Consider the following 16,994-nt stretch of genomic DNA (forward strand, 5'->3'; position numbering starts at 1 on the left):
CTCCTGCATGACCGTTGGTTGCCGCCCTCCTGCCAACTTCAGGCAGGCCGAACAGAAAGCACTTCTTATTAACAAGACTTGGCGCTTTATCACAATTGAGCCTATACAGGAACGATCACGCCGGCGATGGAGCCACACCGTTCCCGGCCCATATGAGACCAAGACAAGCGAGACTGTTCCCCATGCCAGATTGCGCCTCCCAGACTGACGCATCGCCTGCTGAACTGATTGAATCCTGCACCACTGCGCTGACATACTCTCCGCATGATTTTTCCAACCTGATCATTTCCCTTGCGAAAAAGGCAGGTACGGAAAATGGTCTGGAAGCAATCGGTCAGACCGTACGTCTGTTACGGGACCGCAACTTCATGACCCGGGCCGACGCCCTGCGCCGGTATGTAGGGCTGGAGCATGACGGAGCCGAATGCCCGCCGGAGCCCCGGCTACGCAAGGTCGCCGAGCAGCTTGTCGCACAGGCACGGACACCGGATGACCTCTCCGTCACCGGTTTTGCTGCTGTCTTCACCGCTCATCCCACCTTCGCTCTGGCCAATGATGTGTACGAACTTCTGGCCCGCCGGGCGGAGGATCCGTCCTGCCCTGTTCCCACCCTGCCGACGCATCGCCGCAGTGCGCCTCCAACACTGGATGAAGAACAGTCTCTTGCCCTGGCTGCCATCACCCGTGGGCGGGATGCGCTGGACAGCCTTACCATGGAGATCCTCCAGACAGCCCGTCGCCGCTGGCCCGAAGCCAACGAGATGACCCCTGCCCCTGTCCGGCTGGCCAGCTGGGTCGGGTTTGATACGGATGGCCGCAATGACATTGGCTGGTGGGACACCATCCGCATCCGTCTTGGCCTCAAGATTGCCCAGCTGGAACGTCTGCTTGAAGGACTGGAACAGATCGGGCTGAAAGAAGGTGTGCTGAGCCGGCGTGTGGCCGAAGCCCTTGCCGCCACGCAAAAGCAGCGTGACATCTGCCCCCGCTCTGTCCCCGGCCAGACCATGAAACCGGAAGACATCGCCCGCTTTGCCCATGTCCTCATCGACCTGCGGGAAACGGCCCTGCTCAATGCTGATGAGCTACGCCCTCTCTTCCGTGAGGAGGCAGCCCGGCTGGATGGTGAAAAAGCCCATCGGCTGGATGTCATGCGTACGGGGTTCCTCAATCACGGGCTTGGACTGTCCCACATCCATACCCGCCTCAATGCAGCCCAGATTTACAACGTGGCCCGTACAAGGCTGGGCCTGACAGATGATCCGACCCTGCCTTTCCATCGTCGGGCGCTTCTCTCCCATATTGATGCCGCCATGGATGACCTCAAGCCGCTGGCCATCGATTTCGGGGCCCTGCTGGTAGAGCCCAGTGCCGCCTCACGCCTGATGATGACGATGGCGCAAATCCTCAAACATGTGGATTCCGGCTCCCCCATCCGCTTCCTGATTGCCGAGACGGAAAGCGGCTACACCCTGCTGGCCACACTATGGCTGGCCCGGCTCTTTGGCATCCGTGATGACCAGATCGAGATTTCCCCACTCTTCGAAACGGAAACGGCTCTGGAGAACGGTGCCGAGATTCTGGAGGAAGCCTTCCGCTCACCACACTGGCGGGCCTATCTCCGGGCCAATGGGCGCCTGTCCCTCCAGTTCGGTTATTCGGATTCCGGGCGTTATGTCGGCCAGCTGGCGGCCGGCCCCATGGTGGAACGCCTGCGCCTGCGGACACTGGAGCTGATGAAAGAACATGGGCTGGAAGACATCGCCCTGACCATGTTCGATACCCATGGTGAAAGCATTGGCCGCGGTGCCCATCCTTTCAGCCTGAAAGAGCGTCTGGAATATTTCTCTCCGGCCAACACAAGGCAGGCGCTGCACAAGGCGGGCATTACAAGCCGGGTTGAAGCTGCGTTTCAGGGAGGGGACGGCTACCTCGCCTTCGGTACGGACAGGCTGGCGGCCTCCACCATTGCAACGCTGGCTGAATTCGTGGCAGCCCAAGGCGAGCCCATTGCGGCTGACAAGCTGAATGATCCACTTTTCAGCAAACCCGATTTCGCCATGGACTTCTTCTCCACCATCGCCCTGAAGATGGGTGACCTGGTGAACGACCCGGGCTATACCGCCCTCCTCAGCGCCTTCGGCCCTGCGCTGGTGGACAAGACCGGCTCCCGCCCCTCTGCACGTCAGTCCGATACAGCACGGGTAACACGCATAACCCATCCAAGCCAGATCCGGGCCATCCCCAACAATGCCATTCTCCAGCAGCTGGGCTGGTGGGCCAATGTCCTGCATGGTCTCGGCAGTGCTGCCCGCCGCCATACAGAGCAGTTTGAACGGTTGCGTCACAGCTCGCCCCGCTTCCGCCAGCTTATGGATTTTGCCTCCCAGGCTCTGAACCATTCAGACCTTGATGTCCTCCGGGCCACCATCCATCAGCTGGACCCCGGTACATGGCTGAACCGGGCTGCGGACTGCGACAATGCTGATGATCGGGTCCATTTCCTCAACATTGCCCGTGACCTTGAGGAGCTGGAATTCTGGAAGAGCGTCCCGGCCCTGTTCCGGCGCATCCAGAGGGAAGATATCGCCCTGCGCTCTGCATGGCCTGAAGCCCCTCGCATGGATGTGGATGAAAAGCTCCTGCACGTCATCCGCTTTGCTCTGATGGACCGCATCTGGACCCTGGGAACACACATCCCCTATTTCGGTCCCCGTGGTACTCTGACACGGGAAGCCATCACGACACTCATCCTGTGTCTTGATGTGCCACGGGCTCTCCGCCTGCTGGATGACCTCTTCCCCATCACGGCCCCCAGCATTGCCGATCTCGATTTCGGTGAACCGGGTGGCGCTGCTGTGGCACAGGGCTTTGCCCGTGAGCATCGGGAGATATTCCAGCCACTGCAAAACGCCTTCGACCTGCTCCGGGAGGTCGGCGTGGCCATCATGCACGCCAATCACTGCTTCGGCTGACATTCCTCCATCAGGCGAAACACGACCATGAAAAAGGGCCTCTTTCCCAGTGGAAAGAGGCCCTTTTTCTATCCTCACAGACTTGCAAAACGGAGACGATCCACACTCTTCCCACGTTCCTCTCCATCCATTCTGGAGACGTTCAGTCTTCTGTCCAGATACCTTCCCTCGTACGGCGCAGCGCTATACCAGGGACAAAATCAGGTCGCCATATTTTGGGCACCCCCACTTTCTGGGACAGGTAAATCCCCGTATGCCCTGAGCAGAGATAGGCGATGAAACAGCCCGTGGCGTAATAGACAATGTTCGTCCCACCAAACAGCTCCACCCCCATGACCGTACAGGCCAGAGGCGTATTGACGGCCCCACCGAACACGGCCACCATCCCCACACCGGCCAGAAGATCACCAGGCACACCGAGCACCGGTGCAAGGGCATTTCCCAGTCCAGCTCCTACAAAGAACAGAGGCGTAACCTCTCCTCCCTTGTAGCCTGTGGCAAGAGCCAGGACTGTGAAAACCAGCTTCAGCAGCCAGCTCCACTCATAATGGGTCGTGCTGAAAAAGTTGACGATGGACGCTCCGCCCGCCTCCGGTGCCACGACACCAAGGCCCAGATAATCCCGTGTTCCCAGCAGCCAGACCAGCAGAATGGTCACGACACCGCCAATGGCTGGCTGCAACCAGGGTGTCGGACAGATTTTCTTGATGACCGGACCAAGCCTGTACACACCCTCTGCAAAGGCACGGCTGGCAAACCCGAAAGCCACAGCCGCCACAGCAACCTTTACCCACAGCAGGGCATCAACATGGAAAGGCGTCTGCCCTGGAGCTGCCAATCCCCTGAATGTAACGGGATAGACCGCATGATGTATCCCCCATTGATGGCATGTCCAGTCCGCAATGATGGACGTGACAGCCACAGGCAGCAGGGCAGAATAATCCAACGTACCAAGGGTCAGGACTTCCAGGCCAAAGACCGCCCCCGTGATGGGCGTGCCATACACGGCGCCAAGGCCGGAGGCTACACCAGCTGTCAGCAGAATGCTCGTGTTGCGGCTGTCCAGCCGGAACAGTCGGGCAAAACTGCTGGCCAGACTTCCACCCATCTGCACGGCAGTGCCTTCACGCCCCACGGATGCCCCAAAAAGGTGACTGACCACTGTCCCGATGAACACAAGCGGGGCCATGCGCAGCGGTACCCCTTCCGAAGGTTTGTGGATTTCATCAAGGATGAGATTATTACCGCCTCCTGCACGACCGCCCCACCAGTAATAGGACAGGGCCACGGCCACACCGGCGACAGGCAATCCATAGAGAATGTCAGGATGGTCAAACCGGTATTGCGTCACCCATTCCAGCATCCAGAGGAAAAGAGCGCAAAAACTGCCCACCACAACTGCCAGCGGTACCAGTACACAGAACCACTGAAACAGACGGGACAAAAAAGAAACGCTTTTCTGGAAAAACAACATGACAAATTCCCCCTAACGCACCCTCACCGATCACTGCGAGGGATTCTGTTGGCAGGAATCATCAGCCTTCCCCGGCAACCGGGTGGCGGTTCGGCCCACAAGGAACCCGGTGGCAATCCATCACCGTTCCCTCTCAAAAACACGATCCCATAATACCTGTCAAGCAGACGCAAAAAGAAAACCCCCCGCCAGCACGCTGGCGGAGGGCCTCCCTCACAGAACAGTCAGCAGGGAACGTATCAGCTACGCTCTGCGATGATCTCATCCTGCACGTTACGAGGCACCGGCTCGTAGTGGTGGAACTGCATGGTGAAGGACGCACGGCCCTTCGTGGCAGAGCGCAGATGGGAAATGTACCCGAACATTTCCTTCAGCGGCACCTGGGAGCGGATCAGAACCGTGGAACCCGAGGTCTCCTGGTTCTGGATGATGCCACGACGACGGTTGAGGTCACCCACCACGTCACCGACGTGATCGTTCGGCGTGGTGATTTCCACATCCATGATCGGCTCCAGAATGACCGGACCAGCCTTCTTCATACCTTCACGGAAGCAGGCCTTGGCAGCGATTTCGAAGGCCAGAGCCGAAGAGTCAACGTCGTGGTACTTACCGTCTTCCAGAGTGAACTTGAAGCCCACCGTATCGAAGCCAGCCAGCACACCCGTCGTGGACTGCATGCGCACGCCCTTTTCGACAGCCGGGATATATTCCTTCGGCACGGCACCACCGACGATCTTGTTCTCGAACAGAATCTCCTCGGCACCCTTCTCCGTCAGCGGCTCGAAGGTGATCTTCACCTCAGCGAACTGACCGGAACCACCGGACTGCTTCTTGTGGGTGTAGGTCTCGGTGTGGGACTGGGTAATCGTCTCACGGTAAGCAACCTGCGGGGCACCGATGTTGGCATCAACGCCATATTCACGGCGCAGACGGTCCACGATGATGTCCAGATGCAGCTCACCCATACCGGAAAGAATGGTCTGACCCGTTTCCTGGTCTGTCCGCAGATGCAGGGACGGATCTTCGGCTGTCAGCTTCTGGAGAGCCAGCGTCATCTTCTCGACGGCGTCCTTGGTCTTCGGCTCGACAGAAATGTCGATCACCGGAACCGGGAACTGCATGCGCTCCAGAATGACCGGATCAGCTGCATCGGCCAGCGTGTCACCTGTCACGGTATCTTTCAGACCAACGAAGGCAGCAATGTCACCAGCACCAACAGACTTCACTTCCTGACGCTTGTCAGCGTGCATCTGGAACATGCGGCCAACGCGTTCCTTCGTGCCCTTGGTGGTATTCAATACGGTGTCACCCGTGTTCAGCACGCCACGATAGACACGGACGAAGGTTAGTGTACCGTACTTGTCGGAGATGATCTTGAAGGCCAGACCAGCAAATTTACCTTCCGGGTCCACCGGGATGATCGGCAGGAAGCTCTCGTCAACTTCCTTGTCTTCCGGCGGAGCAATACGGATGCCCTCGACTTCGTCCGGTGCTGGCAGATAATCAACCACGGCATCCAGAAGCGGCTGCACACCCTTGTTCTTGAAGGCCGTACCGCACAGCACAGGACGGAACTCACCAGCGATGGTGCCCTTCTTGATACAGCGTTTCAGGGTTGCGACATCCACCTCTCCCTTCTCGAAATACTCTTCCATGGCGGCGGTATCGACGCTCAGGGCGGTATCGAGCAGGTTCTGGCGGGCTTCCTCGGCACGCTCCTTCATGTCGGCCGGAATCTCTTCATAGTGGAACTTGGCGCCCAGCTCACCGCCTTCCCAGACGATGGCACGCATTTCCACCAGGTCCACCACACCGACCATGTTCTCTTCAGAGCCGATCGGCAGCTGAAGCGGAATGGCCACGATGTCCAGCTTCTCCTTCAGTGTGCTGAAGGCGTAGTCGAAGTCGGCACCGGTACGGTCCAGCTTGTTGATGAAGATGATGCGGGGCACGTTGTAGCGGTCAGCCAGACGCCAGTTGGTCTCGGACTGCGGCTGCACGCCAGCCACACCTTCAATCACGAAGATGGCGCCATCGAGCACACGGAGGGAACGGTTCACCTCGATGTTGAAGTCGATATGGCCAGGGGTGTCGATGATGTTGATGCGGTGGCCGTCCCACTCGCAGGTCACGGCAGCAGACGTGATGGTGATGCCGCGCTCACGCTCCTGCTCCATGTAGTCGGTTGTGGTGTTCCCGTCATGCACTTCACCGATACGATGGGACATACCGGTGTAATAGAGCATACGCTCTGTTGTTGTCGTCTTACCGGCATCAATGTGAGCGGTAATACCGATGTTGCGAATCTTTGAGAGAGCGGACTTCGCGCCCTGAACGCTGTCGTCGGTCACGGGAAACCTCCAAAATGCAAGGAAAGGTGCCACCGCCTGCGCCGGGGCACCCTCATCAGGCCCTGTATGAATACCAGAAAAACAGACTACCCCGGCAGAGCCACCCCGGAACAGCCGCCCGTCCTGCGGAGAGAACGGGCTTCAGCTGCCTGATCAGGCAGCTGACTGGGCAGCCTTGCGCTCCTGCACACGCAGGATGCGACGCTTGATGACCAGAGCTTCTGGCGTCAGTTTCCGGTTCGGTGTGCCCAGCAGGAAGGAATCAAGCCCGCCATTATGCTCGACCGTACGGATCCCCTTGGCGGAAAGGCGCATACGCACCGGAGCCTCGAGAATATCGGACAGGAGCGTGGCTTCCTGAAGGTTCGGCAGGAAACGGCGACGGGACTTGTTGTTGGCGTGGCTGACGTTATTGCCCGTCAGTACCCCTTTGCCCGTGACATGGCAACGGCGAGACATAGAACTTCCTCGATACTGTGATACGCAGGGCCGCAAGGCAGACCTGCATGTTCCGTAAATAAGGCGGGCTTATGACTTACTGACGCTGATACGTCAAGTCTTTCCTGCCTTTCATACCGACAGAAGCAGCCCGCTACCCCTCTACATCCGAATGACTTTCAACGGAACCCCTTCTTGCCTGCAATCTCCACATTCCTGCATAAATGCCACCTTTTTCCAACAGCTGGCGATGGGTTCCCTCTTCCACCACCTCTCCGTTCTCCATCACAAGGATATGGTCTGCCCTCTGTATCGTGGAGAGACGATGGGCGATCACGAGCGTTGTCCTGCCAGAGGAAAGGCTCTCCAGCTCTTTCTGGATGGCCTCTTCCGTCCGACTGTCCAGGGCACTGGTGGCTTCATCCAGCACAAGCAGACGGGGATTGCGCAGGATGACACGGGCAATCGCCATTCTCTGCCTCTCCCCGCCCGACAGCCGCACCCCCCGCTCACCGACCAGTGTATCGAACCCGTCCGGCAGACTGTCCACAAAAGGACCAAGCTGGGCCGCCTCGGCTGCCTGCCTGACCTCCGCCATGCTGGCCCCTGCCCGCCCGTAAGCAATATTCTCGGCAATCGTGGCATTGAAGAGTGAGGTCTCCTGCGCCACCACGCCGATCTGCCCCCGCAGGGCATCAAGCGACAGTGCCGGAAGTGGCACACCTTCCATTCGCACGGTTCCTTCCAGCGGGTCATACAGCCGGCTGACGAGCTTCGCCACTGTGGACTTTCCGGACCCGCTCCGCCCGACAATGGCGAGCATTTTCCCTGCCGCCAGCGTGAAACTGACATGACGCAGGATCAGCCGCTCCGGGTCATATCCGAAAGAAACATGCTGCATGTCCAGCGTCACGCCATGTGCCTGTCCGGCAGGCAGGGGGACAGGCGCTGGCGGAGACTGTATCTCTGGTACCAGCCCCATCAGCTCCAGATAGGCTTCCATGTCGACACGGGCATTGCGCCAGCCTGCACCAACATAATTCAACGCCCCGACCGAGGCATAAACACTCCGGAGATACGTGCCCATCAACACGAATTGTGCAACACCGAGTCGATGCGCATGAATATCCCGTATGGCCATCCCCAGCAATACAGCCGTGGCGAGGGCAATCAGACTGTTGCGAATGGCCTGGGAACCTCCAACAAGCCCCTGCAAACGGGCCTCGGCCGTGCGCAGCGCCTGCCAGGCCCCCTCCTGCCGTCTGCATTCATGGGCGGCATTGCCGAACATGCGGACAATGTCCGCATTGAGCAGACTGTCCACCAGATGCCGATGTGCATGGTTGTTCGCCTGATTGCGCTCCCGTCTGGCCTGCATCCGCCAGCGGGTAAACAGGAAAGAAACAGCGGAATAGAGGATCAGCGTGGCACACAGCAGCACCAGGTACCAGCCATCAAAAACGCGCAAGACGACCAGAAAAGTCAGGGCCAGCCCCAGAAGGTTCGGCATGACGTTGGAGAAGGTCATGTCAACGATCATGCTGGCAGCATCAGCGCCACGATCGATGATACGGGTCAGCGCACCTGTCTGCCGCTGCTGATGGAACCGGGCCCCCAGCTGATGGACATGCTCCAGCCCCAGCAGGCTGATCCGCTCCCGCAGGGCCGTCCTCACCGGCACCATGAGCAGGCTGCGCAACGGCCCGGCCAGAGCACCTGCCATGCGCAGGACCGTATAGGACGCCAGCAGGGCCATGACCGCCGCCATGACCGCTTCCTTCCCCGAAAGCCGGGCCACCATGTCGCTGAACAGCCAGGGTGTGGCAACGGCCGTCACACTCTCTACGACCAGCAGAACACAGGAACAGAAGAAGCGCAGAAACCAGCTCCTCAGGGAAGCCGGGCGAACCAGCCGCCAGAAAGCCCGTAAAGGCAGATGTCCGATCTTTGTTGATGCCATAAAAACCTGATAGATGATCTGCTGCCATGTCTGGCATTGTTGCCGGGGGAGCTTTTACACGGTCCTCCCCATCCTGCCAGCCTTTGCCAATTGAATGATGCCCCAGAGACAGGCAGGCTCTCCGCTGCTGTCCGTCCTCCGTGCCATCATGAATGAACATCAGAGAGAACCCATGCTGTCCTCCGCTGCCTCTCCCTTTCTCCGCCATATTGAGCGGTGCCGCAATGTCACCCTCCCGGCGGGGCGCATCCCCCTGCTGCATGACGGCCTGTCCATCGGTCTGGTCGACCCTGCCTGCCTTGGCTGGCTGGCCGCTCCTGCCGAGATGGGCCTGCTGGAAATAGGGGACGGGCACATCACCCTGCCCGATGGACAGGGGCTGTCCCAGATAAGCCACATGCTGGCCGAGCAGGAACGCTATGTGCCCTTCCATGAATGGTTTGATGTCCGCTCACCTGATGGAACAATCATCGGGCAGATTGACCGGGCTCTGATCCCGGTTTTTGGTGTGGAAGCTTCTGGTGTCCACATGAATGGCCTTGTCCAGAAAAAAACGGGGCTGCACCTCTGGGTTGCCCGCCGCAGCCCACAGAAACGGCTGGACCCAGGCAAACTCGACCATCTGGTTGCCGGCGGGATGAGCAGCGGCCTCACCCCAGAGGAAACACTCGTCAAGGAAGCCGGAGAAGAAGCCTCCATCCCCACCGCCCTTGCCCGCCACGCCCGCCACGCCAGCACGCTCCATTACGCCATGACACGTCCGGAGGGGCTGCGACGCGACCGGCTTTACTGTTACGATCTCATGCTCCCGGAAGATTTCGTTCCCCAGGCCAATGATGGTGAAGTGGAATCCTTCCATCTCATGCCTGTCGGAAACGTCTTCCAGCTGGTCCGGGACACAGACGATTTCAAATTTAACGTTAATCTTGTCCTTCTGGACCTTTTCCTTCGACTTGGGATGTTCGATAAGCAGGATAGTCTGATTCTGGCAGAAACTTTACACGGGTGACCCCACATGACCACCCTTTCCAGACCAGCCCACTGATGTGGCTGCTTCATTCCATTCTGGCACGCTGACCGAGACACCACGCACTATGACCCATCCACACCACAGAACCACCCAACCGCTGCGGCTCTCTCCGCCCTCCAAGACCCTACAGAAACGGGCCCGTGGTTTTCTGGCACTGTTTTTCGTGCTGGCAGCCCTCTGGACACTCAGACACATGCTGCCAGCTCTCCTCTGGGGCGGCATCTTCGCCATTGCCCTCTGGCCGCTATACAAACGCTCGACAAGGCGGTTCGGCCACACGATATGGCTTCCCCTGCTCTTTACCGGTGTACTGGCGCTGATCTTCCTCGTCCCTGTTTCCTTCATCAGCATCAAGACGGCTGACGAAATCCATTCGGCTTTCCTGTGGCTTGATACGATCCGCCATCAGGGGCTGCCGGCCCCCGCCTGGCTGGACCGCCTGCCAGTGGCTTCCGGACCGGCCACCGCCCTCTGGACCGAGCATCTCAGCAATCCTGATGCCCTGAACGATTTGTTCCATTCCCTGAATCTGGGACATGGCATGGCCGTGGGCAAACAGTTCGGTTCGGAAGTCCTGCACCGGGGAATCCTGTTCGGCTTCTCCATGCTGACACTTTTCTTCCTGCTGAAGGATGGCGACAGCATCATCCGGAAATGCATGATCGGCTCGCAGCGTCTCTTCGGAGCGCAGGGAGAAAGCCTTGCACGACAGATTGTTGCTTCCATTCATGGCACGGTTTCCGGCCTGGTTCTGGTCGGGCTGGGTGAAGGGGCCATCATGGGCGTGTGCTACGTGGTTGCCGGGGCCCCACAGCCGCTCATCTTCGGGCTGGCGACAGCCATTGCGGCCATGGTCCCTCTGCTCGGCTGGATCGCCGTGACAGGCGTATGCCTGCTGATCGCCTTCAAGGGTAGCATGCTGGCCGCCGCCATCGTCTGGCTGATTGGTGCGGTCGTGCTGTTCGTGGCAGACCACTTCATTCGCCCTGTCCTGATAGGCGGCAGCACGAAAGTCCCATTCCTCTGGGTGTTGATGGGTATTCTGGGCGGTGCGGAAACATGGCAGCTGATGGGCCTGTTCATCGGACCAGCCATCATGGCAGCCCTGCACCTGCTCTGGACACTCTGGACCAGCAACAAGGTTTCTGGCCAGCGTACGGGACATATTGTGAGGGAGTGAACCGCAGGAGATGGTCGGGCAGGCGGGATTCGAACCCACGACCCCCAGTCCCCCAGACTGATGCGCTACCAGACTGCGCTACTGCCCGTCGTCCTGCGGTGAGGAAGCTCTAGCAGCCCCGGCCCATTCCTGCAATGGCCCGGGGCTTTTTTTTAATATTTTTTCAGAGGGTAAGGGTTTTTTTCATCTCGGCCAGCTCGCCGAGAAGATCATGCAGCAGCCTGTCCAGCTCATCCTTCCGCCGGACCTGGAGACGGTTTTCCATATCCTGGGCTGTCAGCTTCTGTTGCAGGACAACGCCTTCCCCCTCAAGGGTACGGATACGTTCCACTGCCTCGGCATGGCGTTCACGCTCACCGGCAAACCCGGCCTGCGCCTGCTTCAGCTCGCCATTTTCCGCTTCAAGATGCTCCACCCTGCCAACGATGACAGCCTGTGCTGCCAATTTTTCTTCACTCTCTTTCAGGGAACGCTTGAGACGGACATTTTCATCCTCAAGGGACTGCATGATCAGAACAGACTGTTCCAGCTTCCGCACAAGCTCCTGCCGCTCTGCCCCTACAGCCTCCAGACGACTGGCAAGCTGTTTCTGCTGGGCAGCGCCTTCCGACTGCAAGGTCTGCACCTGCTCATGCTCTGCCTGCAGGGTTTTCAACTGCCCCTGAAGAGCCTGCACCTCATTCCGTCTGGCTTCTTCTGCCAGCACCTGTTTTCTGGCGTCAGCTTTCAGCCGATCAACAGTTTCCCGCAGAGACACAGCCTGCTTTTCCAGTTCCTGCTGTCTGGCCTGACCCGCTGTCTGCTGCTCCATGGCAGCCCTGTGCAGTGTCTCGATTTCAGCTTCCAGCCCCCGGCACCGTTCTGCCTCAGCACGGGCTTCTTCCAGCTCCCTGCTCAGGGTCTGTATCCGCCCATGTTCGACCTGCATGTCGGCCAGCTTGACCCGCAGCCCTTCCAGCTGGCTCAAACGTTCCTTCCGGGATTCTGCCTCTTTCTGATGCTCTCTGGCTTCAGCCATCAGGCGATCAACAGTTTTCTGCAACTCGGCGTTACGCTCTTCCAGAACACGTCCCTGAGTGGCTTCCGTTTCACGCTGCTTCTGCCCAGCCGCACGCAGCGCCCCGTTCTCGGTTTCAAGACGCCTGATGTCCGCCCGTACGGCCTCAAGCTCCTCATGCAGGACCGACGCCCTGTCACGCTCCGCCCGCAACCCGGCAAGCTCTGATCGCAGCGTCTCCAGCTGGAGCCGCTGCTCCTTCCCATCGGCAACCGCCTGCTGATACGTGGCCGTCTCCGCCGTCAGACGCTCAACCGTTTCCTGCAAAGCCAGATTCTCTTCTTCCAGCTCTGCAACATAACCACCCTTTGCGTCCTTCTGAGGCTGCGGGGCAGACCGGGACTGCTCCAGCGCTTCCTTCAGGGAAGCATTCTCATCTTCCAGCGTCTTGAGGGACAGCGCAATCTGACCAAACTCCTCAAGACGATCGCTGAGCGTTCTGTTTTCCTTCTGCAACTCCTTCAGCTGGTCAGGTGAAGAGGTTTCGCCGTGACCAGCTGTCTCCGCCCCGCCCGAGACGGAAAGCGGCGTGCCATCACTGATGATCCCCTCACGCTTCAGCAATGGAACAACCTCATGGCTTCTGGCACCATCCTGATAAAGGAGCCGGGCGATATTGCGCACGACCGTGACAGCCTGCTCATCGTAATAACTCTGCCCGTCTTCACCCTGCTTTACCCTGAAAACAGGATAAAGACTTTCCCATGAATGCAGACGGTACAGAGGCAACCCCAGCTCCCCTGCAACGCTGATGGCTGTCCTCAAGCCCCCATGCTGAGGCTGAGATGAATCAGTGGACATCATTGATGGGCACCCTGAGCTGATGGTCTGCCATTGACGCTGTCCCGCAGAAGACGGGATGGCCGGAAGAACGGCACACGCCGGGCCGAGATGATGGCCTCTTTCCCTGTCAGGGGATTCCGCCCCAGACGGGTTGCTTTATCCCGTACAGCGAACGTACCGAAGCCGCTGATCTTCAGCGACTTGCCCTGCTCAAGAGTCTGGATGAACAACTCAAACATCTTCTCCAGAAACAGGGTAGCCTGCTGCCGGGAAAAGCCATGCTCCTCCTGGAGGAGCTCTATCAGATCAGCGCGTGCAATTGTCTCCATAATGGGAAAAGGTATCACGAGCCATCTGATTAGCACACTGAAAAAACGAACTCCCCTGCATATAAATCAGGGGAGTTTCAGAAGCGCTGATTCCGCCTGGAAAGGCCTTACATTCTCACCAGAGCAGACCCCCATGTAAGGCCACCACCAAGGGCCTCCATGAGGACCAGATCGCCCTGCCTGATCCGCCCATCCCGGACCGCTTCATCCAGAGCAAGGGGGATTGATGCCGCCGACGTGTTGGCGTGCCTGTCTACCGTCACCACGACACGATCCGACGGCAGGGCAAGCTTCTTGGCCATGCCATCAATGATCCGCAGATTCGCCTGATGCGGCACCAGCCACTGGATGTCCGTGCCCTTGAGACCGTTTGTCTCCAGCGCTTCATCAACAGCAGCAGCAAGGTTGACGACAGCATGACGGAACACCTCCCGCCCATGCATTTTCAACGCCACCTTGCCAGACGCACAGCCAACGGCACCATCAACATAGAGCAGATCACCCAAGCGGCCATCTGCGTGAAGATGCGTGGACAGGATACCCTCTCCCTCACCTGCGCCTGCCTCGAGCAGGACCGCACCAGCGCCATCCCCGAACAGCACACAGGTGGAACGGTCTTCCCAGTCCAGAAGACGGGAAAATACCTCCACACCGATCACCATGGCACGCCTGACCTGACCGGAGCGGATCATGGAATCAGCCACTGTCAACGCATACACGAAACCAGAGCAGGCTGCGCTGACGTCAAACCCGAAACCACGTTCCATGCCCAGAGCCGCCTGAACACGTACGGCAACGGAAGGGAATACCTGATCCGGCGTTGATGTTGCCACGATGACGGCATCCACATCATCTGCTGTTCTGCCAGCATGTTCCAGCGCCCGCTGGGCTGCCAGATGCGCAAGGGATACGGCGGATTCATCGCCAGACACAATATGCCGCTGACGGATTCCGGTCCTGGTCCTGATCCACTCATCCGACGTATCAAGTCTGAATTCGGCAGCCAGCTCCTCATTGCTGAAAGCACGCTGCGGAAGGGCACTGCCGACACCTGTCAGACGGGCACCCGCTGCCGCTCCCCGGACCTGTTTATCCTGCGCCATGGAAGACGTCACTCCTGCTCTCTGCTTTCTCCAGACTGCCCCAACATGCCGAGCTGATCCAGACGATGGCGGATCTTGTCATTCAGCCTGTTTTCCACCGCATCCACGGCAACATCCACCGCAGAGGCGAAACCCTCGGCATCTGCCCCACCATGTGACTTCACCACGATGCCATTCAGCCCCACAAAAACGGCGCCATTATAGCGGCTGGGATCGATCCATTCCTTCATGCGGCGCAGACCGGGGCGGACCAGAAGGTAGCCGATCCGGGTCAACCAGCTGCTCATGAACACGCTCCTGAGCAACCCGAAAGCCAGCTTCAGCGCCCCTTCACCAGTCTTCAGTGCCACATTGCCCGTAAAACCATCTGTCACGACAACATCGGTCACACCGGCGGTAATGTCATGCCCCTCCACAAAACCGTGGAAACGGTCAGACAACACACTGTCCCGAAGGCGCTCGGCAGCCTGCTTCAGGCGTTCGTCGCCCTTCAGCTCTTCCGAACCAACATTGAGCAGCCCGATGCTGGGCGCCTTGAGGGACAGGGCCGCCTGTGCGAAGGCCTCCCCCATGATGGCGAATTCGACCAGATTGCGGGCATCGCATACGATATTCGCCCCCAGATCGAGCATGACGACATCACCACGGGCGGATGGCTGGACAGCCGCCATGGCCGGGCGAGAAATACCGGGCAGGGCTTTTACGATGATCTTTGCCAATGCAAGCATCGCACCACTGTTCCCGGCGGACACGACGCCACGAGCCTCACCAGAGGCAACAGCCTCCATGGCGACCCGCATGGAGGATCCCCGCACGCGAAGCGCCGCAGTGGGTTTCATCTCCATGGGAATGCTTTCCGGCGCATGGCGCACGGTGCAGATTCCAGAAAGTTTGGGATAATTTGCGAGTGATGCGTTCAGGACCTTCTCATCACCTATGAGAAGAATCCGGATGTCCGGGTGACGGATGGCCGTCATCTCCAGTCCCGCAAGAACGATCTCGGGGGCGTTATCTCCCCCCATGGCATCAACGGCCAGAGTAAAAGGAGCCGGGGATTGTGCAGCCTGCTTTTCGACTCCACCCTCAGCTCTGACGCCAGACGCCTCCGTCATGAGTGCAGCCCCCAGAAATTCCTTGTTTTTCCTGCTCAGGCAGGATGCACGAAAATGCAACCCCGGACCGGAAGCCCGGGGCGGCAGTATCCCTCAGGATACGGGCAATCAGGCGCGGACGGCTGTCTTCAGCGCACGGCCCTCTGCACTGACAACCTCACGGCCATCATAATGGCCACAATGGCTGCACACATGATGCGGACGCTTCATCTCGCCACAGTTGGCGCATTCAGCATGCGCCTCAACACGAAGAGCCTGATGGCTGCGACGCATGCCACGACGGGACGGCGTAGTCTTTCTCTTAGGGACGGCCATGGGTATCTGCCTCTCACTGGGTTGCGTATCCGGCTTCTGCTACCGCACGGCGCGGCCTCAAGCCAGAGAAATCTCATTAGGTCTTCACCACCGCCATAAGCCACGGTGCTCAGGCGTGGGGCTCTAGCAGAGAGAGCATCTCTCTGCAAGCATCAATGCCACTACGGCATCGCTCCTTACTCCCTGCCTTTACCAGAAAGGCGGAAAGATTACCACTCCTTCACGGCTCCTTCCTGAGTTTTTTCAGCACGTCAAAAGGATTTTCCCGGGCTGCGCCGGGCCGTGCATCCAGCTCATCATCAGACGGTGTGACCTCCACGAACTGCTCCAGCCCTGCTCCTGCCCGCCGCGGATAAGGAGTCAGGCAGAGGGCCAGCTGTTCTGCCGCAGCCTCGCCCAGATCAATCATGCGGCCATCATAAGGAACATCATCGGCATCTTCCTGAAGCAGAGCCTCAATATCGATATCCTCTTCATCAGGCATCTCGGAAACCGGGACGAAACGTAAACTGAACGGCTCGTCGATCACCTCTTTCACCGGTTCACCCGTGATGATGCAGGCCTGCTCCACCTCCGCCCGGATATGACCTTCCGCCAGTACGATATTCTCCGCCCCCCGCCTCAGCGCAAAAGTGCAGGACAGCTCCTTCAAAGACAGAAGACCAAAGCGCTTCCGCAGACCTTCCCTCTCCTCAGCATTGGCCTCCACATGCTCTTCAAGAGGGCGGCCCGTCTTTGCCAGTGGAATGCGGCGCGAGAACTCTGGCGCAATCCTTTCTTCTGGCTGTGTTCCGGCGTCTGCTCTGCCTCCAGATGACATCATGACCTCACGATAATTTACCAGGGTGCCTCTTTCAGAAGGGGCTGACGCCATGAAGTCAAGCCTA

General features: G+C 59.0%; 13 protein-coding genes, 1 tRNA gene and 1 riboswitch. Of the genes, 3 read left to right on the forward strand and 11 right to left on the reverse strand.

Features of this window, described 5'->3' with window-relative positions:
• Window positions 1-182: 182 nt before the first annotated feature.
• Window positions 183-2,975, forward strand: coding sequence for a phosphoenolpyruvate carboxylase (locus GM608_RS05110; protein WP_043559893.1), 2,793 nt, complete (start codon window positions 183-185; stop codon window positions 2,973-2,975).
• Between the two features lie 142 nt (window positions 2,976-3,117).
• On the opposite strand, the gene GM608_RS05115 is transcribed toward GM608_RS05110, so the two are convergent.
• The 4 genes from GM608_RS05115 to GM608_RS05130 form a co-directional block, all read right to left on the reverse strand.
• Window positions 3,118-4,449, reverse strand: coding sequence for a voltage-gated chloride channel family protein (locus tag GM608_RS05115; protein WP_154981390.1), 1,332 nt, complete (start codon window positions 4,447-4,449; stop codon window positions 3,118-3,120).
• Between the two features lie 45 nt (window positions 4,450-4,494).
• Window positions 4,495-4,583: riboswitch (Fluoride riboswitch) on the reverse strand.
• Window positions 4,584-4,688: 105 nt separating this feature from the next.
• The gene (gene fusA / locus GM608_RS05120; RefSeq protein WP_043559890.1) at window positions 4,689-6,800 is read right to left on the reverse strand and encodes an elongation factor G; all 2,112 of its coding nucleotides are present in this window, start codon (window positions 6,798-6,800) and stop codon (window positions 4,689-4,691) included.
• Between the two features lie 153 nt (window positions 6,801-6,953).
• Entirely contained in the window at window positions 6,954-7,259 is a 306-nt protein-coding gene (gene rpmB / locus GM608_RS05125; RefSeq protein ID WP_043559888.1) for a 50S ribosomal protein L28, read from the reverse strand.
• 133 nt (window positions 7,260-7,392) lie between these two features.
• On the reverse strand, window positions 7,393-9,198 hold the full coding sequence (locus tag GM608_RS05130; RefSeq protein WP_052349037.1) for an ABC transporter ATP-binding protein/permease: 1,806 nt from the start codon (window positions 9,196-9,198) through the stop codon (window positions 7,393-7,395).
• A 94-nt stretch (window positions 9,199-9,292) separates the two neighbouring features.
• On the opposite strand from GM608_RS05130, the gene GM608_RS05135 reads away from it, so the two are divergent.
• Window positions 9,293-10,207 (forward strand): NUDIX domain-containing protein, encoded by a 915-nt coding sequence (locus tag GM608_RS05135; protein WP_333645145.1) that lies wholly within the window; start codon window positions 9,293-9,295, stop codon window positions 10,205-10,207.
• Window positions 10,208-10,292: 85 nt separating this feature from the next.
• Window positions 10,293-11,408: an AI-2E family transporter gene (locus GM608_RS05140; protein WP_043561113.1), complete on the forward strand. Its 1,116-nt coding sequence runs from the start codon at window positions 10,293-10,295 to the stop codon at window positions 11,406-11,408.
• 11 nt (window positions 11,409-11,419) lie between these two features.
• Here the strand turns inward: GM608_RS05140 and GM608_RS05145 are convergent.
• From GM608_RS05145 to GM608_RS05175, 7 genes are all read right to left on the reverse strand, one after another.
• Window positions 11,420-11,496: transfer RNA gene (locus GM608_RS05145), tRNA-Pro, on the reverse strand.
• 75 nt (window positions 11,497-11,571) lie between these two features.
• Entirely contained in the window at window positions 11,572-13,269 is a 1,698-nt protein-coding gene (locus tag GM608_RS05150; RefSeq protein ID WP_333645146.1) for a MerR family transcriptional regulator, read from the reverse strand.
• Complete coding sequence (locus GM608_RS05155; protein ID WP_333645147.1) at window positions 13,266-13,577, reverse strand: integration host factor subunit alpha; 312 nt, start codon at window positions 13,575-13,577, stop codon at window positions 13,266-13,268. The genes GM608_RS05150 and GM608_RS05155 overlap by 4 nt, the downstream gene beginning before the upstream one ends.
• A gap of 107 nt (window positions 13,578-13,684) precedes the next feature.
• A complete protein-coding gene (locus GM608_RS05160) occupies window positions 13,685-14,680 on the reverse strand; it encodes a beta-ketoacyl-ACP synthase III (RefSeq protein ID WP_086431530.1) in 996 nt (331 codons plus the stop codon).
• An 8-nt stretch (window positions 14,681-14,688) separates the two neighbouring features.
• A complete protein-coding gene (plsX, locus tag GM608_RS05165) occupies window positions 14,689-15,792 on the reverse strand; it encodes a phosphate acyltransferase PlsX (protein ID WP_081563495.1) in 1,104 nt (367 codons plus the stop codon).
• 108 nt (window positions 15,793-15,900) lie between these two features.
• Window positions 15,901-16,107 (reverse strand): 50S ribosomal protein L32, encoded by a 207-nt coding sequence (rpmF, locus tag GM608_RS05170; RefSeq protein ID WP_043559883.1) that lies wholly within the window; start codon window positions 16,105-16,107, stop codon window positions 15,901-15,903.
• A 220-nt stretch (window positions 16,108-16,327) separates the two neighbouring features.
• Window positions 16,328-16,930 (reverse strand): DUF177 domain-containing protein, encoded by a 603-nt coding sequence (locus GM608_RS05175; RefSeq protein ID WP_166651601.1) that lies wholly within the window; start codon window positions 16,928-16,930, stop codon window positions 16,328-16,330.
• Window positions 16,931-16,994: the final 64 nt, after the last annotated feature.

Origin of the sequence: Bombella sp. ESL0380, from assembly GCF_009725805.1 — a bacterium.
Taxonomy (GTDB): Bacteria; Pseudomonadota; Alphaproteobacteria; order Acetobacterales; family Acetobacteraceae; genus Bombella; species Bombella apis.